The sequence below is a fragment of the Methylomonas sp. Uni0011 genome, assembly GCF_056850255.1.
This window is the reverse complement of record NZ_JBVVNO010000011.1, coordinates 62,977-84,219: the sequence shown is the minus strand read 5'-3', so window position 1 is coordinate 84,219 and position 21,243 is coordinate 62,977. Positions and strand designations below refer to the sequence as shown.

At 58.8% G+C, this 21,243-nt stretch carries 23 protein-coding genes; 14 read left to right on the top strand and 9 right to left on the bottom strand.

The window, feature by feature from the left end; all coding sequences use genetic code 11:
- Position 1: 1 nt before the first annotated feature.
- The 7 genes from AC0IM9_RS13660 to AC0IM9_RS13630 form a co-directional block, all read right to left on the bottom strand.
- On the bottom strand, positions 2–2,761 hold the full coding sequence (locus AC0IM9_RS13660) for a caspase family protein (RefSeq protein WP_482804365.1): 2,760 nt from the start codon (positions 2,759–2,761) through the stop codon (positions 2–4).
- Positions 2,762–2,823: 62 nt separating this feature from the next.
- Complete coding sequence (locus AC0IM9_RS13655; protein WP_482804364.1) at positions 2,824–3,576, bottom strand: MlaD family protein; 753 nt, start codon at positions 3,574–3,576, stop codon at positions 2,824–2,826.
- Between the two features lie 58 nt (positions 3,577–3,634).
- Positions 3,635–4,441 carry a lysozyme gene (locus AC0IM9_RS13650; RefSeq protein WP_482804363.1) on the bottom strand — a complete coding sequence of 269 codons (807 nt, stop codon included), beginning with the start codon at positions 4,439–4,441 and terminating at the stop codon, positions 3,635–3,637.
- Between the two features lie 150 nt (positions 4,442–4,591).
- On the bottom strand, positions 4,592–5,902 hold the full coding sequence (locus AC0IM9_RS13645) for an autotransporter outer membrane beta-barrel domain-containing protein (protein WP_482804362.1): 1,311 nt from the start codon (positions 5,900–5,902) through the stop codon (positions 4,592–4,594).
- Between the two features lie 456 nt (positions 5,903–6,358).
- Entirely contained in the window at positions 6,359–6,772 is a 414-nt protein-coding gene (locus AC0IM9_RS13640) for a hypothetical protein (protein WP_482804361.1), read from the bottom strand.
- A gap of 75 nt (positions 6,773–6,847) precedes the next feature.
- Positions 6,848–8,458: a SagB/ThcOx family dehydrogenase gene (locus AC0IM9_RS13635; protein ID WP_482804360.1), complete on the bottom strand. Its 1,611-nt coding sequence runs from the start codon at positions 8,456–8,458 to the stop codon at positions 6,848–6,850.
- A gap of 92 nt (positions 8,459–8,550) precedes the next feature.
- Positions 8,551–8,823 (bottom strand): nitrogen fixation protein NifZ, encoded by a 273-nt coding sequence (locus tag AC0IM9_RS13630; RefSeq protein WP_278210809.1) that lies wholly within the window; start codon positions 8,821–8,823, stop codon positions 8,551–8,553.
- Between the two features lie 185 nt (positions 8,824–9,008).
- Here AC0IM9_RS13630 and AC0IM9_RS13625 point away from each other — a divergent pair, with 185 nt between their 5' ends.
- The 3 genes from AC0IM9_RS13625 to nifS are packed head-to-tail and all read left to right on the top strand — an operon-like array spanning position 9,009 to position 11,505.
- Positions 9,009–9,365, top strand: coding sequence for a HesB/IscA family protein (locus AC0IM9_RS13625; protein WP_140911688.1), 357 nt, complete (start codon positions 9,009–9,011; stop codon positions 9,363–9,365).
- Positions 9,366–9,383: 18 nt separating this feature from the next.
- Positions 9,384–10,298, top strand: coding sequence for a Fe-S cluster assembly protein NifU (gene nifU, locus AC0IM9_RS13620; RefSeq protein WP_278210810.1), 915 nt, complete (start codon positions 9,384–9,386; stop codon positions 10,296–10,298).
- Positions 10,291–11,505 carry a cysteine desulfurase NifS gene (gene nifS / locus AC0IM9_RS13615; RefSeq protein WP_445371478.1) on the top strand — a complete coding sequence of 405 codons (1,215 nt, stop codon included), beginning with the start codon at positions 10,291–10,293 and terminating at the stop codon, positions 11,503–11,505. Before nifU ends, nifS begins: the two co-directional genes overlap by 8 nt.
- An 89-nt stretch (positions 11,506–11,594) precedes the next feature.
- On the opposite strand, the gene AC0IM9_RS13610 is transcribed toward nifS, so the two are convergent.
- A complete protein-coding gene (locus AC0IM9_RS13610) occupies positions 11,595–12,476 on the bottom strand; it encodes a thermonuclease family protein (protein ID WP_482804383.1) in 882 nt (293 codons plus the stop codon).
- Positions 12,477–12,789: 313 nt separating this feature from the next.
- Here AC0IM9_RS13610 and AC0IM9_RS13605 point away from each other — a divergent pair, with 313 nt between their 5' ends.
- A complete protein-coding gene (locus tag AC0IM9_RS13605) occupies positions 12,790–13,596 on the top strand; it encodes a GntR family transcriptional regulator (protein ID WP_482804359.1) in 807 nt (268 codons plus the stop codon).
- On the opposite strand, the gene AC0IM9_RS13600 is transcribed toward AC0IM9_RS13605, so the two are convergent.
- Positions 13,580–14,542, bottom strand: a complete 963-nt coding sequence (locus tag AC0IM9_RS13600) for a PfkB family carbohydrate kinase (protein WP_482804358.1) — start codon at positions 14,540–14,542, stop codon at positions 13,580–13,582. The two genes, AC0IM9_RS13605 and AC0IM9_RS13600, sit on opposite strands and share 17 nt — an antisense overlap.
- 203 nt (positions 14,543–14,745) lie before the next feature.
- Here AC0IM9_RS13600 and AC0IM9_RS13595 point away from each other — a divergent pair, with 203 nt between their 5' ends.
- From AC0IM9_RS13595 to nifM, 10 genes are all read left to right on the top strand, one after another.
- The gene (locus tag AC0IM9_RS13595; protein WP_482804357.1) at positions 14,746–15,537 is read left to right on the top strand and encodes a hypothetical protein; all 792 of its coding nucleotides are present in this window, start codon (positions 14,746–14,748) and stop codon (positions 15,535–15,537) included.
- 14 nt (positions 15,538–15,551) lie between these two features.
- The gene (locus tag AC0IM9_RS13590; protein ID WP_140911695.1) at positions 15,552–16,358 is read left to right on the top strand and encodes a hypothetical protein; all 807 of its coding nucleotides are present in this window, start codon (positions 15,552–15,554) and stop codon (positions 16,356–16,358) included.
- A gap of 435 nt (positions 16,359–16,793) precedes the next feature.
- A complete protein-coding gene (nifV, locus tag AC0IM9_RS13585) occupies positions 16,794–17,918 on the top strand; it encodes a homocitrate synthase (RefSeq protein ID WP_482804356.1) in 1,125 nt (374 codons plus the stop codon).
- Between the two features lie 11 nt (positions 17,919–17,929).
- Positions 17,930–18,097 (top strand): hypothetical protein, encoded by a 168-nt coding sequence (locus AC0IM9_RS13580; protein WP_256611383.1) that lies wholly within the window; start codon positions 17,930–17,932, stop codon positions 18,095–18,097.
- Positions 18,094–18,870 carry a serine O-acetyltransferase gene (gene cysE, locus AC0IM9_RS13575; protein WP_278210817.1) on the top strand — a complete coding sequence of 259 codons (777 nt, stop codon included), beginning with the start codon at positions 18,094–18,096 and terminating at the stop codon, positions 18,868–18,870. Before AC0IM9_RS13580 ends, cysE begins: the two co-directional genes overlap by 4 nt.
- Positions 18,870–19,394, top strand: coding sequence for a hypothetical protein (locus AC0IM9_RS13570; protein ID WP_482804355.1), 525 nt, complete (start codon positions 18,870–18,872; stop codon positions 19,392–19,394). The genes cysE and AC0IM9_RS13570 overlap by 1 nt, the downstream gene beginning before the upstream one ends.
- 71 nt (positions 19,395–19,465) lie before the next feature.
- The gene (locus AC0IM9_RS13565; RefSeq protein ID WP_260839241.1) at positions 19,466–19,588 is read left to right on the top strand and encodes a hypothetical protein; all 123 of its coding nucleotides are present in this window, start codon (positions 19,466–19,468) and stop codon (positions 19,586–19,588) included.
- A gap of 4 nt (positions 19,589–19,592) precedes the next feature.
- On the top strand, positions 19,593–19,907 hold the full coding sequence (gene nifW / locus AC0IM9_RS13560) for a nitrogenase-stabilizing/protective protein NifW (protein ID WP_140911698.1): 315 nt from the start codon (positions 19,593–19,595) through the stop codon (positions 19,905–19,907).
- On the top strand, positions 19,904–20,380 hold the full coding sequence (locus tag AC0IM9_RS13555; protein WP_140911699.1) for a nitrogen fixation protein NifZ: 477 nt from the start codon (positions 19,904–19,906) through the stop codon (positions 20,378–20,380). Before nifW ends, AC0IM9_RS13555 begins: the two co-directional genes overlap by 4 nt.
- 1 nt (position 20,381) lies before the next feature.
- Positions 20,382–21,242 (top strand): nitrogen fixation protein NifM, encoded by an 861-nt coding sequence (nifM, locus tag AC0IM9_RS13550; protein ID WP_482804354.1) that lies wholly within the window; start codon positions 20,382–20,384, stop codon positions 21,240–21,242.
- The last annotated feature ends 1 nt before the right edge of the window (position 21,243 follow it).

Genomic DNA, 21,243 nt, shown 5'->3' with positions numbered 1-21,243 from the left:
GTCAGTTGCCGCAGCGGCTTTTGATGTCGCAAGCCTTGGCCAGGGCTTTGACGCCGGGCAGGCCGCGGGCGCTGCGGGTTTCTTCGCCGAATTGCCGGTAACGCCAGCAGGCTTTTTGGCGCATGGTTTTTCGGTCCCAGCGTTCCCAATCCTTTTTGTATTTGATCAATTGGTATTCGACGCCGATATCGGGTTTGACTTTCAGTTCTTTGGCGTTGCCGTCGTAACCGTGCGAACCCCAGGCGATCCGCTTCAGCGGGTCGACCACCATCACCACGTGGCCGTCGCCGCGTTTCGGATCGCGGTACACCAACAGGTCGCCGGTTTGCGGCGGTGCGCTGTCGCAACGTTCGAAATGCTGCGCCAGCGGGCTGTCGGTTTTGACCATGTCGGCCGTGTTCAGGTATTTGTCGCCGGCGTTGTAGGGCAGGCCGGCGCGGGTAAAGGCAAACCAGATCGCCCGCGAACAATCGATGCCGCGTTTTAAATTGTCCAGATCGGACGCGGCGTTCCAGGCGTGGCCTTTGTAGCCGAAACCGTCGCCGGCCGCGGCTTGCGCCAGCCAATCGGCTTTTTGCAATACTTTGTAGAGTGCCGTGTCGCGGTCGTCGGGCAGATAGGGGCGGATATCGAAATGCGGGATGGTGAATTCGCGGGTCTGGCTGAACCCGGCGAGTCCGCGGTCGCCGGCTTTTTGAAAGCGGGAATTGGCCTCGACCCGTAATTTGATTTTGCTCAAGGTCCAGGTAGTGTCTTCCGCACTGTCGCTGTCTTGCATCTGGCCGCGGGTGCCGGTCAGATAGCGGTCCAATGCCCGATACAAACCGGTTTTGGCCGGGTCGGCCGCGCGGGTGCGGGCGCTTTGCGTCAGCAAATCCCAGCGCACCGGATTTTTTTCCTTGGTGCCGAACACGATCAGTTGGTCCCAAACATCCAAAGGCAAACCGGCGCGAAAGGTCTCGCCGGCGGCGCTGAAGGTGGTCGATTCACCCGGTTTCAGTAGTTCGCGGCGGCCGTCGGCCGGGAAGCCGAAGCTGCTGCCGTCGGTGGACAGCACCACGCCGCCGACCAGCAGCGGCGCTGGTGCGTTCTTGTCCAGCGTGACTTTGACGTTCCAGCGGTGGCATAAGGGCATGACCTGGTCGGCATTCGGCGCGGCTGCTTCCCACACGCCTTTGGCGCAGTCGTCTTGTCTGGAAGAGGGTATGACTTCGACTTGCAGGCTCTGGTTATCGCTAAACTCGCTACCGCCTTCGCCGCGCAATTGCAGCAAACCTTTTTGGCGGGCGTGCTGCCACAAGTTGTGGGCGGCGTCGCTATCCTGGCCGAAGACGTTGCGCACCCGGTTTTCCGGGCCTTTCAGTTGCAATAAGCCGTCGGAGGTCAGGCTTAATTCGAAGTCGCCGGGGCCGTCGCCGACGTTGAGTAAGGTTTTCGCATCCGGATCGTCGGCGATCGCCTGTTTGATCGCGGCGGCGCGGTCCGGCGGCACGCCGCCGGGTTCGGATTCGGGTTTGATCCTGACATTGATGCGGACGTAGTCGTCGGCCGGTCGTACCGGCACGGCAATGTCGCCGACCGCCAGCGCGGTCGCCGACGCATTTTTGCCGACGATATTGGCCGTCGCCGTCAGGCCGGTCATGGTGTCGATTGCCACGCTGGCTTTGGCCTTGGCCGGATCGCGGGTATCCGCTCCGCTCAGCGCGCCGTCGTAAATACGGAGTTCGGCGCCGGCGCCCAGTCCCGGTAACGGCGGACCGGCCAGTTTCAGCGGTGGCCCCAATTCGGTGACTTCCCAGGCCACCGGCGCCGTACGCAGACTATTGCCGAATACCGGCCGGTCCAGCTTGCCTTGGAAATAGGGGATTTGGTAACTGCGGGCGGCGACCAGGGCCGGAATTTGCCGGGCGGCCTGGGCGTAAGTCAGGGCTTGGTTGCTGCCTTGGCCGAGCACTTGCAACAAGGCGTCGGTAAATATGCCGCGACCGGCTTGTTCCAGGGCGCTGGTGCCGTCGCTGGCCGCGGTCAGCGCAATCAGATTCGGCATCGATTCCGGCGCTAAATCGCCGGCTCCGTCGCCGACGCCTTCGGTTTGCGGAGCGTCGGCTTGATCCGGGGCCGGTTCGACGAAGCGGGCGACCATGGTTTCCCGGTCGCCGCGGGTCGCGGTGCCGGAATTACAGGAGTCGAGGATGACGGTGACGTTGTCGCTCTTTTTATAGAGTTTGGCCAACAGGCCGTTCAAGCGGTCGTCAGTAAAATCGCCGATTTTGGCGCCGTTTTGCTCGGTACGCGAATCGTGCAATACCAGGGTTTCGTCCTGGCCGTCGGGTTCGTCGCCGTTTTTATCGACAGTTTGCGAGCCGTGGCCGGCGTAGTAGAACACGACGATGTCCTTTTCTTTCAAGCGCGGCAACAAAAAGCTGTCGAACGCTGCCTGCAGATTTTGTACGGTGGCCTGGTCGTCCAGCAGCATGCAGACGTTTTCTCTCGGAAAGCCGTAACCGTTCTTGCCGGACAATATTTCCTGCATCCGGCGCGCGTCTGCCGGCGGGCCGGCCAGATCCGGGACTTTGTCCGAGATGTATTGGCCGACGCCGACGACCAAAGCCAGCTTTCTGACCCCGCCGGATTCGGTGGTTTGTTCGATGGCGCAGCCCGGAATTTGTTGAATCGCGGCAAAGCATGGGCTGGCCGCTGCCAGATAAAAACCCAGCAGGCTGCAACAAATCTCTAGCGCGAGGCGGTTGGAGCGTTTCATGGTTTCGACTCCCGGCGAAAGCTGTGGTCGGAGACTTTGCCGGGCCTTAGCCCGGCGCTGTTTTATTTCAGCTTGTCGACATTGTGTTTAAGTTCGTCGCGGAAGGTTTGCAGCGCTTCGGCGGCTTTGGCTTGGCCCTGGTCTCTGAGCGCCTGTTGTTTGGCCAGCAATGCTTTCTCGATCTCGTCGTAATCTTGAAAAATCTGTTTGCTTTGTTCGCCGGCTTCGCCGCGGATCGCTTCCATTTCCTGTACCAGTTTTTGGTAGCGGTCGCGGATTTCGGTTTCGGTGGATTGGGCATCCTGCTGCCATGCCGCCAGCGATTCGTTCATTTTCTGTTTCGAATCCGCCCATTCCTGGTTGGCGTCTTTGAAATAGTCGCCGAGGTTTTTGGCGGCCTCGCTGACCGCCTGTTTCATATCGGAAATGGCGCCCAAAATCGCGCCGAATCCGGATTTGGGTTCCAACGCCGTCAGCACGCCGCCGTCCGCTAAGGGCGGCGCGGATTCCGGCGGATTAGTGATAACGATTTTGGCCGGCGGCGGCTCGACGGCGATTGCGGCCCGGGCGTTGGCTTGTACCGGTGCGGCTTTGGCTTTTTCCAGCGCCAGCGCAATCGTGACGCCGCTGCTGATGGGGGTTAAGCCGGTGACTTTGCCGATCACGGCGCCGTTGAATTCGACCGGATCGTCGGGTTTGATGGATTTGGCATCGCTGAAATTTACCGTGACGTTGATCCAGGACGGGAACAGGTCGCAGCCTGCCAACGCGGTAACGATTGCCAATATCAGCCATTTGAAATGGGTGCTTGCCATGGGGTTCTCCTAAGGTGCGTGATCGCTGGGCATTGCTGCCTCTGAATGAAAAGTTCGGTTATCGCCCGGTTTCGCCCAAGCGAATATCGATTTCAGGCAATTCCGCCTCGGCTTCCGGGACCGCGCGGGGGACGCCGATCCCGTCGAAAAACAGATCGATCCGTTTTTCGTTGCGGATTTTCAAGCCCTTGATGACCCGGCCGTTGGCTTTGCTCCATCGGCGGAATTGGGCCGGAACCCGGTCGAATTGTTGCTTGTTGACCACCGACAACAGGCTGGACTTGGCGAAGTTGCCGGTGCCGACGTTGTAGACGAAATCGCATAGCGCGGCGTATTGGCCGTCAGTCAAAGGCACTTTGGTTTTGGTCAGTACCGCGATTTGGGCGCGTTCCATGTCGGACACCAATAGCTCGCCGCCGCGCGGTTCGCTGATGCCGTTGCGGAACTCGGCCGGTTCGGTGCCGTTGCAGCGGGCTTGCTTGATCAGATGGCCGTAACCGATGGTGCAGAAGTAGGCCACGTCGTGGTAGGGCAGGCTTCTGAAGCCTTCCATGAATTTGGTCAGGTCCAGGCCCTTGTCGTAAATCGGCCTGAGTTCCATGCCGGGCGGCAATACCGCCCGCTCGTCGGGTTCCAGAAAAATACCGGCCGTGATTTTTTCTTCGTCTTCGGCCCATTCCTGCGTCAGCGTGGTGCAAGCGGCGAGACATGAAATCAGGGCAAACGGTAGCAGGGCTTTGGCGATTGCCGTCCGTCGCAATTCCGGCCGGGCGAATGACTGCGGCTTTGCCGGACTGCAACGGTTTGGTTGGGCGCGATCGGACGCCGGCTGGCGTGCCGTTCTCAGAATGGCTTTGTTGCGCATGATTCCCCCTCTAGCGTTGATGCTTTATTTAGTGGCCGGTACTGGTTTGCCGGATATCCGATCCGTTAGCGGCCGTTTGTTATGGTCGGGACGATCGAGGTCTTTTCGGAAAGGTCGGCCTCGACTCAGCTTTGCGTTAATGGGCCTAGCTCAAAATTGAATCTTTACTCCGCCGGAAACGATCTGGTTGCTGCCGTTTTCGATCAGTAACGCTTCGTAATCGACGAAGGCGGTAATGTTTTGCGGCAACAGCATCTGCACGCCGGTGGCCAGATTGACCCAGTTGCGTTCGGGCGCTCCGGTCGTAATTGGGTTCAGAACGGTCCCGGCCAGCGAGGCATTGATTTGCCGGCTCCGGTTTTCGAATTCGTGGACCCATTCGGCCCGAAAACGGGGGATGAATACGGTATATAAGCTGGGCACGCTGAAGGCGCGGCTGAGTTCGGCGCCGACCGTGGTTGTGAACGAGTCGATCGCTTGGCCGTTCATTTGGATGGGAGCAGAGCCCCTTAGCGCGCCGCCGCCATCTACTACGGCCGCTCCTTGTTCGGTATATCCGTCGATTTCGGTGTGGCTGTAGTCGCCGCGAACGAAGCCCCGTAAATTGAACCATTCCATTTGCTCTATGTAGCCGGCCCCGAGACTGGTGAAAAACTGGTAGGCACCATAGCTGGCTGAGGCGTTACCGATGGTTACGTTGTTGGCAAGGGATGCGTTGACTGAGCGCAAGGAGTCGAATTCCAGCCGGCTGTAGCCTGCCAGAACGCTGACATAGCTTTGCGAGGAAGGAGAGTAAACCAGAAACGGAGCTACTCGGTAGGCGTCGGAGTTCAGATAACCGCTATTGAAATTCAAATCGCGGTCGGAATGCAGATAGCCCAGAGAAAGGCCGCCGGCAAATTGCTTGTCGAAGCGGTAATCCAGAATGGCGTTGGCATGTTGGGTGTTGACGTCGAAACCGGTTTGACCGCGGACATTGTTGCGGTCGCCGAAGCCGCCGCCGCCGCTAATCGAGATGCCGAATGGCCCTATGTAACTGGCATCGCCGCTGCCGCCGCCGCGTTTTCGACAATCTTCCCGGTCTTTGGCGGTTTTATCGGCCGCGTCGCAATCGTTAAGGCGTTGCAAGCGAGTATTGATTTTTTTGACGAAATCGTACGGTGACGTGATTGCAATCGAGTCTGCTTGCAGCGCCGCTTGCGGTGACAGCTGTTGTAGGGCAACGCCCGAATTTGAGCCGCAAAGCGCCTGCAGCGTAGTGATAGGGCCGCCGCACTGCGAGCTGATGGCTTGAAATACCGCAAGTTGGCCGGAACTGGCGACACCGGCTTGGCCCAGCGTATTCATCGATCCGGTATTGATGCCGCTATCCGCATAACTCTGCGGGTTTACGGCAAGAGTTAGTGTGAAGCAAGCCAGCAGAAGCTGGAAAATTTTTTTGAGCCAAGCGATGTTATTCACGTTTCCCCCCTTGACAAAAGCCCAATCCGACGAACTGTGCGGGCTTATAGTAGTCCTGATTTGACGATTGTCAAACACTAATAATTTGCAGGTTCAATTGTCCTATCGGACTATTCGCAATGCGATGGACTAGCGAATACGGAGCGGGTGAAATGGCTGGCTTGATGGCGACAGCAAAGCGTGGTAGGCGGGTATGCCGGCAAGCGTCGTCGACTAAAGCGGTTGGCCGGGAGAGGGCGAATCAGATGGGACGGGATCGGCCGGTTTGCCGTTCGCAGTTATAACCCACCCTGTTTTTGACCGGTATTCCGTTCGGATTGGGCGTGTCGAAGCCGGAGGCTGCCGGCTGTCGACGCCTTTAGTAACCGGAAGGGCATCAAGAGAATAGTCTTTAGCCGGGGCGATAGATTGGTTTGGCAACGCCGCCAGTCGAGTCTGGCGGCGGGGAGTTGGGGATTACTCGGCGGAAGCTTCACCTTCTATCAATTGCAATGCCGGCGCTTGGGCTGCGAATACTTCTGCGGCCAATGCCAAGGGCTTGGTAAGGCCCGGTATGGCCGGAATTTTCCAGGCCTTGCCGACGAATTTGGCCAGGATGTTCTGCAACCAGGGGCGGTCGGAATGGGCGTGGTGCAGAATGAAACGGTAGCTTTCGCCGTCGTTAAACACGGCAAAATCCTCCAATACCACGTCTATCGTGAAATCCTCGCCGTACAAGCGGCTTTGCACATAGACCTTGCGCGCATCCAGATCGAAATTGAACTGGGTCAATTCGGCGATGCCTTTCATGACGTGGTTGGCGACCCAAACGATCAGCGAGTTGGGCGTTATTTTGATGGCGAATCGGATTAAATTGGCTGCTAAGCTCATAGTGGGCCTTCAACGGTGGATGGAAGTAAGCCGATGATTCTAATCGCAATCGAACCGCTTGGCCGCCAATTATTTTTACACCTTGTCTGACGCGGAACTGTTGAGATGAGCATACGCCGGGAACGTCTGTAGGCGGCTGTCGTCCAGCGGCTCGCCGACGGTAAAGTGGTACAGGCTTTGCCAGTCGTTGTCTTTTAACCCCAGCACGCCATGCACGGCATCGTCGAAGAAGCAGCCGATGCCGGTGCCGCGCAGTCCGGCCGCTTCCGCCTCCAGATACAAAATCTGGCCGAGCAGGCCGCATTCCCAAAACAGCCGGCGGTAGCGCCAAGCCTCGGCCGAGACGTTGTCGGCAAAGCGGGCCAGCATGCCCAGGCTGAAGGCGCTGTCGCTGGCAATCGGCTGATGGCAGGACAAGGTTTTCGCCGCCTGACGCACGTTGCCGGCTTGCAGTCGGTACCACTCGAACGGGGCGTCGATACGTTGCCAGTTGTAGTCTGTGGAACAGGCGGGGCGGATTTCTGCCAAGGCTTCCGTGCTGCGCGGCAGGAAATACAGGCCCGGTTCGAGGCCGTCGACGCGATGCACGAACAACACCAAATGCACCTGCGCCGGCCAGTTCCAGGCCGTGAACGGCGGCTTTGCGGCGGGGAGTAGTGCGGCGAGGATACGGTAAAAGTCGGTCAGCGGCAGCGGCGCCGATTTGCCGTTGAAATGTTGCGCGCTGCGGCGTTGGCGGATCAAACGGCTGGCGAGCTGGTCGTGGCTGACAGCGGGTAGCGAGGCGGCCGGGAATTCGAGCCGTTCCCGTAGCGTGGCGGGTTTGAGCGTGTGCTCGGCGACTTGGTCGATAATCGGCCAGCGGTAGAAGTGGCGGCCGCTCAAACGTTTGGTGCTACCGAACCATTCGGCGGACTGTAGCGCTTGCGACAATGCCGGACCGGAAAATTCACCCTCGGAGCCGTCACCGGTATCGATCCGGCACAACAGGTCCGGCGTTTCGCGCTCGTCGGCGACGAAATCCGCGTCGCGATCCAAACCCAGCCAGGCGGCGAGCTCTGCGTCGCCGGTTTCGCTGAGCAACTCAACGTGCCAGCCCAGGCAGGCGGCGGCATAGCTCAACGCCGCCAGGGCATGGCCGATGTCGTGCTGGCAATAGCGGAATGCGCGTTCGCCGTATTTCCAGGCTTCGCGCCAATGGATGGACGACAAGCCAACGTACAAGCCGGCCGGCAAACCGGCGGCATCGAACCGGCAGCGCCGTTCCAGAAGGTGATCGTGGCTGACGTAATGGTACACGCCCGGCGCCAATACCTCCGGGGCCGTGCTGAGCAGATAGGCTTCGGTCGGATGCAAATTGCCGCTGGACGGGTTGCAGCGCAAGGCCCAGCGGTCCGGGCCGAATTGCTTCCAGGCCGACAGGCCGAAACTGAGTTCCAGTAACAAGCCGAGATTGGAGACATTTAGCGGTTGAACGGGAATCAGCCCCGGCGCATCCAGCTCGGCGAACTTGCAGTCCAGTTCCGCACCTGGCTGTGGTAAAGCCAACGTTTCGCAGCCGTCGAACCGGCGGAACGGACTGGGCTGGTCGTCCCAGTCCAGCGATGCCGGGCCTTTGGCGTAAGCATTCAGTTGGTGTTTGGTGCGTTGGTGGTACGCAAGTACCTGTTGGGAGTCGTCGCTCATAGCCTGTTGGTGCGAAATTGGGTGGGGCAGGGACTGGCGGCCTTGCGGAGAGGCATTGCGGCCGGGTGTCCCGCCGGTTAGTCGCGCGTGTATCAATGCGTCGTTACCGGCTCCAGGTCCGGAGCGATCAGATCCTCGGTCCAGCAACCGATCGGCCGACCCAAATTCAGTTCGCTGTCTTCAAAGCGTACCAAAAAAACGGTCAGCCCCGGGTCTTCTTCGACATGGCCTTTCATAACGATGACGCCGCGCGCTCCGGCTTCGGCCAGTATCGCACCTTCTTCGCTGTCCGGCATGCTGCCGTCGTCGATAATCGTATGCGCTGCGTACACGACGTCGCCCAAATCCAAGTCTTCTACGTTCATTCTGTACTCCTGTGAGTGGTTTGTAGCAAAGCCGACAAAATGTTGGGAAACGGCTTGCCGATCAGGGATGGCCGGCACGCTGTTGCTAGTTTTTTCAATAGCTTAAGCTGGAGAATCGCGCATGGCATGCTGGTTGCTTGAACGAGTTACAAGATCAATGCCAACCCGTTTCAGGAGACTTATCCATGATTACCCTTACCGAAAGCGCGATAAAAGCCGTGGGCCGTTTTATCAGCAGTTCCGACAAGCCCACCGGCGGTTTGCGCATCGAAGTGACCGACGGCGGCTGTTCCGGCCTGTCTTACGGCCTGCGCCTGGAAGCGAAAGAAAGCGAAGCCGATACCGTGATCGACTGCGGCGAAGTCAAAGTCTTCGTCGACCCGTTGAGCATGCCCAAGTTGGACGGCATGTCTATCGATTTCGTCGATAGCCTGGAAGGTTCAGGCTTTAAATTTACCAATCCCAACGCGGTGAAAAGCTGTGCCTGCGGTTCGTCGTTTACCACCGGCGACAACGGCGGCGCCCCTAAATCCTGTTCTTAAGTTTGCGAGGTTATTGCCATGTGGGATTATTCAGAAAAAGTTAAAGACCATTTCTTCAACCCGAAAAATGCCGGTGCGGTCGCCGGGGCCAATGCGATTGGCGAAGTGGGTTCCATCAGTTGCGGCGACGCCTTGCGTCTGACCTTGAAAGTCAACGAAGACACCGAAGTCATCGAAGACGCCGGCTTTCAAACCTTCGGCTGCGGCTCGGCGATTGCGTCGTCTTCCGTGTTGACCGAAATCATCAAAGGCATGACGCTGGACGAAGCCTTGAAAGTGACCAACCAGGACATCGCCGCCGAACTGGACGGCCTGCCGCCGGAAAAAATGCACTGCTCGGTAATGGGCCGCGAAGCTCTGCAAGCCGCCGTCGCCAACTATCGCGGTGAAGAATGGAAGGACGACCATGAAGAAGGCGCGCTGATCTGCAAATGCTTCGGTATCGATGCGGCAATGATCGAAGAGATGGTGTGGGCCAACAAGCTGCGTACCGTCGAGGACGTCACCAACTTCACCAAGGCCGGCGGCGGTTGCGCTTCCTGCCATGAAGACATCGAAGGCCTCCTGGAAAAAGTCTTGAAAGAACGCGGCGAAAGCTTCGATCCGAACGCGGCTCCGGTCGCCAAACCGGCGCCGGTGGTAGCCGAGAAAGGACCGATGACCAATTTGCAGCGGATCAAAAAAATCGAGGAAGTGATCATGTCGTTCCGGCCGCAATTGATGGCCGACGGCGGCGACGTCGAGTTGGTGGAAGTGGTCGACAAGACTGCTTACGTCAACATGACCGGCGCCTGCAACGGCTGCCAAATGTCGGCGATGACCATCGCCGGTATTCAGCAACGCCTGATCGAAGTGATGGGCGAGTTCATCAAAGTCGTGCCGGCGTCGCAAATGCCGAAACTGGTGAATATCCAGGAGGCCGGTCATGCCTGATATCTATCTGGATAACAACGCCACGACCAAGGTGGACCGGGCCGTCGTCGATGCGATGATCCCCTATTTCACCGAATACTTCGGCAACCCGTCGTCGATTCACCGCTTCGCCGACGGCGTGGCGCGGGCGATCAAGAAGGCCCGCAGTCAAGTGCAGGAATTGCTGGGCGCGGAGCACGACTCGGAGATTATTTTTACCTCCTGCGGCACCGAATCCGATTCGACCGCGATTTTGTCGGCGATCAAATGCCAGCCCAACCGCAAGGAAATCATCACCACGGCGGTGGAGCATCCGGCGATTTTGAATCTGGTCGAGAACCTGGAAAAAGAAGGTTACACCATCCACCGGCTGCCGGTGGACAAGCGCGGCCGGATTAATTTGGAAGCCTATCAGGCCATGCTGTCGGATAAGGTCGCCATCGTTTCGGTGATGTGGGCCAACAACGAAACCGGCACCATTTTCCCGGTCGAAAAAATGGCCGAGATGGCCAATGCTGCCGGTGTGATGTTCCATACCGATGCGGTGCAGGCGGTCGGTAAAATTCCGATGATGCTGCAGGATACCAAGATCGACATGCTCAGCCTGTCCGGCCACAAATTGCACGCGCCGAAAGGTATCGGCGTGTTGTATCTGCGCCGCGGTACCCGCTTCCGGCCCTTGCTGCGCGGCGGCCACCAGGAGCGCGGCCGCCGGGCCGGCACCGAGAATACTGCATCAATCGTCGGTCTGGGCGTGGCTTGCGAACTGGCGCTGCAGCACATGGAGTTCGAGAACACCCAAGTCAAGGCCATGCGCGACAAGCTGGAGCAAGGCGTGGTCGAGGCGATTCCGCATTGCTTCATCACCGGCGACCTGAACAACCGCTTGCCGAATACCACCGACATTGCCTTCGAATACATTGAAGGTGAGGCGATCCTGATGCTGCTGAACAAGGCCGGCATTGCCGCGTCGAGCGGCTCGGCCTGTACTTCCGGCTCGCTGGAACCGTCGCACGTGATGCGGGCGATGGACATCCCTTACACCGCCGCCCACGGCACCATCCGCTTCTCGTTCTCGCGTTACAACACCATGAGCGAAGTGGACGAGGTGTTGAAAGTGATGCCGACCATCGTCGCCAACCTGCGCAAGCTGTCGCCGTACTGGGACAGTATCAACAACTGCCCGGTGGCCGACCCCGAGCAAGCCTTCCAGCCGACCTACGCCTGATGGCGAATACCGCGACACCGCTTTGATCGGCGGTGTCGCGGCGGCTTCGCCAAGCTTCCGCGCCGTCCCCAATCGCTTGGAGACGCCGTTTATTTGGAAACGAACTCGACCGTATTCAAGTCCACCTGAATTCTGATCTGGTTGTTGACCTGTTCCAGAGCCTGGCTGAGCCGGGTTTTGACCTGACCGCCGTGGAGGGCACGCACCAGGAACTGGTCGTCTTCGCCGCTGCGTGCGGCCAGGAAGTTGTCCAGGTCGCGGCCGGGTTCGAATTCGCCGCCGACCCAGCGCAGGGCGTCCACGCAGCGACGGAAGATTTTGGGGTAGACCAGCACGCCGGTTTCGGGGCCGAGGTCGTCCAGCGTGGAGACGGTGAAACGCTTGCTGCGATCCAGTCGCCAGATGCCACGCCGTGCGGTTTTGGCTTGTTGGTAGGCGGCGATCAGCCGGGTCTGGCTGTCGAAGGACAGGCCGCCGGAGTACAGGCCCAGGTAGGCGAGACCGCTGGCGACAGCGTGAAAATTGTAGGTTTTGCCGAGCAGGGCTTTGGTCAGTTTCACGTCCGCGCCGTCCTTGATCTTCTGCCGCGGCAACACAAAGGCGATGGGTCGGCCGTGGCCCTCGAAACCGTCGCACAGTATCGCCGCCTCGGTTTCCCAGGCGAAGCCGCTGGGGGCGACCGTCCAGTCCCAGCCGGCGGGATCGACGCCCAACCACTCCAGCAGACCGTTGCGGCTTTCCAGTCCGTGCGGTTGTTCGGCGCCGCCGTAGTGCAGTTCCGGCGCGTCTATCGCTTGAAAGCGCAATTGGTAACTTTCCTGGCCGCCGGCCTCGCTGGGCTGAGCGAAGCGGGGCAGACCCTGGAACAAGGTCATGTCGTCGGCGATGAAACGCATGCTGTCGCCGTCCGGCGATTGCCGTTGTCGCACGACGAGACGGCCTTTGATGTAGCGGTAATATCCTAATGACATGCTGACCTCGCTGCTGGGTTCGCGGCCGGTACGCTCGGCGCCCGGCCTGGTGGCTGGATGGGGCGTGCGGCCCGGATCATGCGCCGATTTCGGCCGGCCGGCAAATTTTTTGGGCAGGTTGAGGCGCAATCTCCTAAGCTGAGCGGTGCGTTATGTCGGGTAGGTTTATATTGTTTCGACCATCGTGCGCACAAATTCCGGACGAATCCACTTGCCGGTAATGGGTTGAGGTGTCTTGGGCTAACAGGCCTAACTCGGATGTTCTGTGCTAATCTGCCCGGTATCGAAGCGCTGCCGCCTGCATTGTCCATCTATGAATCAAAGCCGATCCTCTGTCAAACCGCAACCTCAAGCGGCCAACGACAGCACCGCCTTTATCGACAAAATCCGCCCCGACAGTGGCGTTGCCGAACCGGTTTATAAACAGTTGTTGCGCCGCATCGTGCAATTGATCGAGTCAGGCGAGCTCGGCGACGGCTTTAGCTTGCCATCCGAGCGGGCCCTGGCCGAAGCGCTGGCTTTGAGTCGCACCACCGTCCGCCGCTGCTATGAAGAATTGCGGGCGCAAGACCATATCGATACCCATGGCCGCGCCGGGGTGACGGTAAAAGCGGCGCCGCAACGGATCGCGCCGGAAATGGGGCGGTTGAAGGGTTTTACCGAAGAAATGCGTGAACTCGGCATGGTGGCGTCGACCCGGATTTTGGAGCAGGGCATCGTCGAGGACCGCACCATTGCCTCGATCTTCAATCGGCCGGCATCCAACCGTTTTTTTAGAATTGTGCGTTTGCGTCTGGGCGACGGCAATCCGATGTCGCGCGAAGTCGCTTGGTACGATTTGACCCCGGCCCCGGATTTCGCGCAATGGAGCGGAGACGGTTCCGCCTACCAATTTTTACAGGAACGCTGCGGTTTGAGCTTGCAACGCGCCGACCAGACCATCGAAGCCGTCATCTGCAACCAGGCGGAAATGCGGGTATTCGGTTTCGAACAGCCCGGCCCTTGTTTGCTGCTGAAGCGAAAAACCTATACCGACCAGGGCACGATGGTCGAGTACGTCGAAGGCACCTTTCGCGGCGACGCCTATACCTATCGGGTCGAGCTCAAAATGCCCGGCTGATCCGTCGAATCCCAGGCGCAGGCCGGCTAGCCATAAACGCTGTCAGTGCTGCATTGTCCGGCAAATGTGCCAAAACCCCATCGCGCTCGGCGATATAGGCGCCGCAGGCATTGGCTGCAAGCAGGGCGTGCTCGGGCGGGTAACGATCCTGCGCCCACAGCCATCCGGCGCTGAACGCGTCGCCGGCGCCGGTGGCGTCGCGCACCTCGACCGGCCAGGCCCCGACGTGGATTACTTCCTGCCGCCCCAGTGCGACGCAGCCTTGGTCTCCCAGCGTCACGATCAACCAATCGCCTTGCCAAGCGATGGTATCGGCCATTGCCGGGAGCAGCTCCAGCCACCGTTCCGCCGATAAAGTCAGCCGGGCGCCGTTATCGGCAAACAGCGCCGCCGCTTCGGCGGCGTTGACGATCATCGTGTCGGTAAGCGCAAGCAATTCCGACGTAATCGGCCGCCACGGCGACGGATTCAGCACCGTGTAACTGCCGAGCCGGCGCGCCGCCGAAAATGCCGCCAAGACCGATTCCAGCGGGATTTCCAGTTGGGCGTAAACCCGGCGCGGACGCGACTGGTCCAAGGCGTCGCAAACCATAGCTGGAGTGAGGTGAGCATTGGCGCCGGGGAACACGGCGATGACATTATCGCCGCGGGCGTCGATCAAGCCCACGCCGTAGCCGGATTGCGCGGCGCAAACAATTACCCAGCGCGTATCAAGCCCCATCTGCGACAGCTCTGCGCTAATTTGCCGGCCGCCGTTGTCGTCGCCGACCGGCAGCAGTAATGCCGTTTCAGCCGCCAGGGCGTGCAAAGCCACGCCGACGTTCAAGCCTTTGCCGCCATGTTCCGACCAATAACCTGCGGCCAGCAACGATTGGCCGGCTGCCGGTAAATCCGGAACTTGTAAACAATTGGCCTGCACATAGCTGCCTAAAACCAGCGTTAGCATGAAGCGTCCTGACGGAGTTAAAAAAGCCAATAGCCTAAAGCCAATAGCCTAAAGCCAATAGCCTAAAGCCAATAGCCTAAAGCCAAACGCCGACAGACGCACGGTAATATTTGGTATTGTTTTGGTATCCATATGGCATTACACTCCCGGCCGACGGTGGCTGGAGGCAGCGCATCGCATTTTCTGAGAATTTCGGAGCGATCATGAATCGATTTCATTACACGACATTGGCGTGCTTGCTGATAACAAGCTCTTCCGCCTGGTCTTACTCAACTTCCGTCGAAACCGGAGCCAGTGCGGGTTTCTCGTCCGGACGGTCGCTGGCGAGCGACTTGAACACCGACAGCCATATCGACCAGGACTCTTTCACCTCGGCATCCGCGAGCATCGACGGCTATTCTGCCAGTGCGTTCGCCTCTGCCGGTGTCGGCGTGTTGAAGGCTTATGCGGGGGCCAACATCGAAAAAGGGGCGCTGGATTCGACCAGCTACGCCAAGTCGCTCTTTAGCGACACCATCAAAATTAGCGGATCCGGCGCTGCGCGGTCGACTCAAATCGTGCTGAATTTTCGGGTGGAGGGCGGCATCAGCGGTATCGGTGCAGCCAGCGGTTTCATCAACTTCGCCGGCGGCAATATTACCTTTGCGCACAACTACTACAGCGCGCCTGTATATACCTGCGGCACCGGCGCATGCGATGGCGTCTCGGTCTTTTGGGTTCCCACCAATACCGAACTCGCGATTAGCGGCTTACTACAGGTAGCGGCGACTGCCGATGGCTACGGCGGATTGTTCGACCCAAAGAAACGACACGCGGAAACTGATTTCAGCCATACCGCGCGGACCTTCATCAGCGTGCTGGATCCCAATTATTCGTTGAGCAGCCAAAGCGGATACAGCTATGCAGCGGTGCCGCTGCCGGCGGCGACCTGGCTGTTCGTTAGTGGTTTGGGCTTGCTGGGTTTTGGCAAGCGTCGCTCAAATTTGGCCGGTTAAGCCGGGAGGGAATCATGAACAGAATCTATTGCTTGGTAATGGCGAGTTTGCTATCGGTCAGCACTTCGGCGACGGCCTATTCGACTTCGGTCGAAGCCAGTGCCAGTGCGGCAAACGGTGTGGACAGCGAATTGAATGTCGATGCACATGTGGATTTGCCCGCGGTAGCATCGGCACTGGCAACTTACGAAGGCTATGCCGCCAGCGCTTTTGCCTCGGCGAATGCCGGGGTGTTGAAAGCCTACGCGGCGGCCAGCGTAGAGAGCGGAACGTCAACTTCCGCTGCATTTGCTAAATCGATCTTTAGCGACACCATCAGGTTAAATGGATCCAGCAATCTGCGGTTTGTGCAGGTTTTGCTCAATTTTCGTGTCGAGGGCGGCATTAGCGGTCCCGGCGGCGCATCCGGATTTGTCGAACTTGGCGGTAGTCAAGGCAAAATTGACTTTGCGCAATCGTACTACTCTGCGCCTGCCTTTACCTGCGGCACCTGGTCGGGCGACACCGGGGCTTGCGATGGTACGGCTATCTTTTCCCTGCGTACCAATACCGATATTTCGATAAGCGGATTACTGAGCGTTGCTGCCGGAGCCGATGGTTACCTCGGTTTGTTCGATCCATTCAGGAAGCGCTCGCAAGTTGACTTCAGCCATACCGCGCGCACCTTTATCAGCGTGCTCGATCCAAATTATCAATTGACCAGTCAAAGCGGCTATAGCTATGCACCGGTGCCCCTGCCGCCGGCCTTGGCATTGTTCGCCGTCGGTCTGGCGGCTATTGCGCCTAAGCGTCGGTTGGCAAGCATTTCGCGGCCGGTTTAGCGTTCGGCTGGTAGATGGCGTTCGCTCTGGCGCGGCTCGCAGCCTACGCTTAAAGAAACACGATACCAGCCGCAGTCTCATCTTTAGGGTTGCGATACGACGTTTACCATACCCTCTCGGGGCTCCAAGCACGGTGCTTGGCGGCCCCGTCTCTCACGGTTCCATTTCACATCGATTGAGCCAGCGCGTATTGATGCGGCTGGATCAATGGCCGGACTCGGCCTAATCAGGCGGTGCCGCCAACTTCATTAGCCATTGTAGGGTTTCCGACAATGTGTTTTTTCGATTCCGGTTTTTCTTGTCGTTATCCCGCCAAACCGCAGTTGCCAATGCCGCAGAACGCCGGTTTCCGGCAGTTGGCAAGTGTTTTGCATTATCTCTGACAAAGGCGTTACCCCAGCAAAACCGCAATCGACGTTCCGCCAGAGGTGAAGAATGCAAGCTCAAAACCGACACATCATCATCGACGACACCACGTTGCGCGACGGCGAACAGTCGGCCGGCGTGGTGTTTTCGCTGGAGGAAAAGCTGGCGATTGCGCAACGGCTGGCGGCGTTGGGCGTGCCGGAACTGGAAATCGGCATCCCGGCGATGGGCGGCCAGGAACGGGCCGAAATCGAAGCCATTGCGGCGCTGAACTTGCCCTGCAATCTGCTGGTGTGGTCGCGGATGCGCGACGACGACCTGCAACATTGTCTGGGCTTGGGCGTCGGCATGGTGGATTTGTCGATATCCGCTTCCGACCAGCATATCCAACACAAATTGAAACAAAGCCGGGCCTGGGTGTTAGCCACTATCGACCGCTGCGTCAAAGCCGCAATCGATGCCGGCTTGCAGGTCTGCGTCGGCGCCGAAGACGCCTCCCGCGCCGATAGCGATTTCCTGGCGCAAATGGCCGAAGCCGCGCAAAGCGCCGGTGCGATTCGGATTCGCTTTGCCGACACGGTCGGCATTATGGAGCCGTTCGGCACCTTCGAAGCGATCCGCAAGCTGCGCAGCGTCACCGATATGGATATCGAGATGCACGCCCACGACGATCTGGGATTGGCGACCGCCAACAGTCTGGCCGCCGCCTTTGCCGGCGCCACCCATTTGAATACCACCGTCAACGGCCTGGGCGAACGCGCCGGCAACGCCGCGCTGGAAGAAGTCGTGGTCGGCCTGAAACAACTGTACGGCTTCGAAACCGGCGTCGATCTGCGCAATTTCCCGGAATTGTCCCATCAGGTGGCGACCGCCTCCGGCGACACCATCGGCAGCCGCAAAAGCCTGATCGGCCGCGACGTATTCAGCCACGAAGCCGGCATCCATGTCGACGGTTTGCTGAAAGACCCCAACAACTACCAGGGTGTCGATCCGGCCTTGGTTGGCCGCAGCCACCGGCTGGTGTTGGGCAAGCATTCCGGCAGCCAGGGCGTGATGCATGCCTACCGGCAATTGGGTATCCAGATTAACCGCTGGCAGGCCGGCCGCCTGCTGCCGCTGATTCGCGAATTCGTCAGCCTGCACAAACGCGAACCGCAATCCACCGATTTGAACCAGTTTTTACACAGCCTATAGCGAGGTGTGCGATGAGTAGTAACCGCCAACAATCTGTCGTTAAAACCGCAAACAAAGTCGAAGCGCCCGCCGCCAATCCGGCGCAACGCGAGCTGCCGGACGAGCGCTATCCGGGTACGTTTTTCCGGGTGCCGGGCGTGCCGATGCCGGGTAAAACCACCTGGAGCTTGGCAAAATGATGCTGTTCTCGCCGTCGCGGCTTGCGCCCAAACCCAGCCTTTGGCAGGACTGGCGGGAAGACGTGGCGTGCGTTTTCGCCCGCGATCCGGCGGCCCGCAATGTCTTCGAAGTGTTGTTCGCCTATCCCGGCGTACACGCCGTGCTGATCTATCGGGTTACCCACCGGCTGTGGCTGGCGGAGTGGAAATTTGCGGCGCGGTTTCTGGCCGCGTTTGGCCGCTGGTTGACCAACGTCGATATCCATCCCGGCGCGACCATAGGCAAACGCTTCTTCATCGACCACGGTGCCTGTGTCGTGATCGGCGAGACCGCCGAAATCGGCAACGACGTGACCATGTACCACGGCGTGACGCTGGGCGGTACCACCTGGCATAAAACCAAGCGCCATCCGACCTTGGGCAACAATGTGCTGGTCGGCGCCGGCGCCAAGATTCTGGGCGCGATCACGTTGGGCGATAACGTCCGGGTCGGCGCCAACTCGGTGGTGGTCAAGGACGTGCCGCCGTGCTGCACCGTGATCGGCATTCCGGGACGGATCATTCAGCAAAAAGGCGTCAAGATTCAAGACCCGCGTGGCATCGATCTGGACCACCACCTGGTACCGGACCCGATCGGCAAGGCCATCAACTGCCTGGTCGAACGTCTGGACGAGCTGGAGCACAATCAAAAGCGTTTCGTCGTCGCCGAAGACACGTGCGGCAGTTGCGAAGCGGAAGGCGTCTGCCATGGCGACGAGGTGGTGCAATTGAAACAGGCGGCAGGTGGTCAGTAATGGATTTGCTGCAGTTCGAAGCCGAGGATTTGTACTACGAGCAGGAAGACAGCCCGGAAGTCCAGGAATTGATCAAGTACGCCTCCGAACGTTACGCGACCGGCGAAGCCGAGTTGCCGCTGTTGCAAGCCTACTTGCGGGCGCCGGAGTCGTTGAACGTGCTGGTGTCGTTGAACCGGTTTTATTACTACCAGCATCGGTTGCAGGAAGCCTTGCTGATCTCCGAGAAAGCCTTGGTGCTGATCCGGCCCGGCATCGGTTTCCCGGCAGACTGGCGAGACGTAAACCTCGGCTTGATCAGTGACGCGCCGAAAGAGTTGTTGACCCGAGTCAGGTTGTATCTGTTTACCTTGAAATCGATCGGTTTCTTGAATATGCGGCTGGAAAATCTGGAGTTGGCCAAAGCCATTTTCGAAAAACTGGTGGAGTTGGACGACATGGACCGGATCGGCGCCAAGGGCTTATTGGAAATGGTGGTCCGGCGCCAGGAAGCCGATGAAGGGATTTTCCGCTTGTTCGGGTGAAGCCGCCCGATAAATGAACCCAACCGCGATGGGCTTTCCCCGTCCGCACAATTAACCCGAAGGTGATTGCCATGAAAAAACAACTGAAGTCCGATCCGTTTCTAGCCCAGACTGCGGTAATGCTGGTGGTGTTGTTAGTGGTGTATGCGCTGGGCGAACAGCCCGCCCACCTGGATCACCTGATGATGAGGTAACGAGATGACTTTTTTGGAAGAAATGGAAGAAATGGAATCGGCCGAAGACTTTATGGTGTATTTCGGCCTGGAATACGACGCGACCGTGGTTCACGTCAACCGGCTGCATATCCTGCAACGGTTCCACGACTATCTGAGTCAGGCCAGCGACAACATGCCGGATGACGAAGATGCTTTGCGCGAGATTTATAAAAAATTGCTGCAGCGGGCTTACAGCGATTTCGTCGAGTCGGATGCCCAGACCGAAAAGGTGTTCAAGGTGTTCAAGATGATGGAACCGCAAACCGTATTCGTTTCCTTGGGCGACATTAAGACATGATTGAAGAACGCTATGACGAAGAACGGTTCGAGTTCGGCGAGGCGGTGCGGGTTACCCGCAACGTGCGCAACGACGGGACTTATCCGGGCCGGGAAATCGGCGATCTGCTGATCCGCCGCGGTAGCGTCGGTCACGTCATCGAAGTCGGTACCTTTTTGCAGGACCAGGTAATCTACACGGTACATTTTCTGGACCACGGCAAAATGATCGGCTGCCGAGCCGAAGAACTGATTCCGGCTGAAGCGCCCTGGAATCCGAGTCGGTTTGAATTTCGCGATAAAGTCAGGTGCAACCGCGATTTACCGACTGCCGATGGCGTGATAGCCTCCGGTACCGAAGGCGAAGTAATGAAAATACTGCGCGACCGTGAACCCTTGCTGTACCACGTGCGCTTTCCGGGTAAGACCATGCAGGTCCCGGAAGCCGTATTGGACCCCGCCGATCCGGCCAACTTTCGCGAACCGGAGGAGTAGCATGAATCAAGCTGCTGAAGTCATGATCGAACCTTACACTTTATTGCGGGCCTCTTTGAGTCTGTTCAAAAAGTCGCCGACGGAACTTGAGCAATTGCAGCTGCGCCAAGTCGAGGTGCAGGCCAAAAACGAATTCGAAATCGAAAGCAGGGTGCTGAGTTCGGCCGAAGCGGCCGGCGTCGTGGTATCCGACATCGAATTGGAACGGGCTTATCAGGAGATTCGCAGCCGCTTCGACGATGAAGAGGCTTTTTTGGCCGCACTGGCAGCCAACCATCTGGACGTCGATCAGCTCCGGGCCGCGTTGAGCCGGCAATGCAAGGTCAATACCGTGCTGGAGCGAGTCGGGTCACGGGCGCCTAAGGTCAACGAAGTGGAAATCGGCATTTTCTACCACTCGCATCCGGAAAAGTTTCACAAGCCGGAGCAGCGTTCCGCCCGCCATATCCTGATCAGCATCAACCCGGATTATCCGGAGAATACCCGCGACAACGCCCGCCGCCGGATCGAGGAGATTCTGGAAACGCTGAAACGCAAACCGCATAAATTCGCCGATTTGGCGCTGAAATATTCGGAGTGTCCGACCGCCATGCAGGGTGGGGAATTGGGCGCGGTGACCAAAGGTGTGCTATACCCCGAACTGGACCAAGCCCTGTTCGCTTTGAAGGAACAAGCCGTCAGCGAGGTGCTGGAATCCGAGATCGGGTTTCATGTCATCCAATGCCTGAAGATTAGCCCGGCCGAGACCATGTCCCTGAAAAAAGCCACGCCCAAGATTCAGCAGATCATGCAAGACCGTTACCGCCGCAATTGCCAGCGTACTTGGCTGGCCAGTCTACCCGCCGCCACTAGGAGAGCCTAAC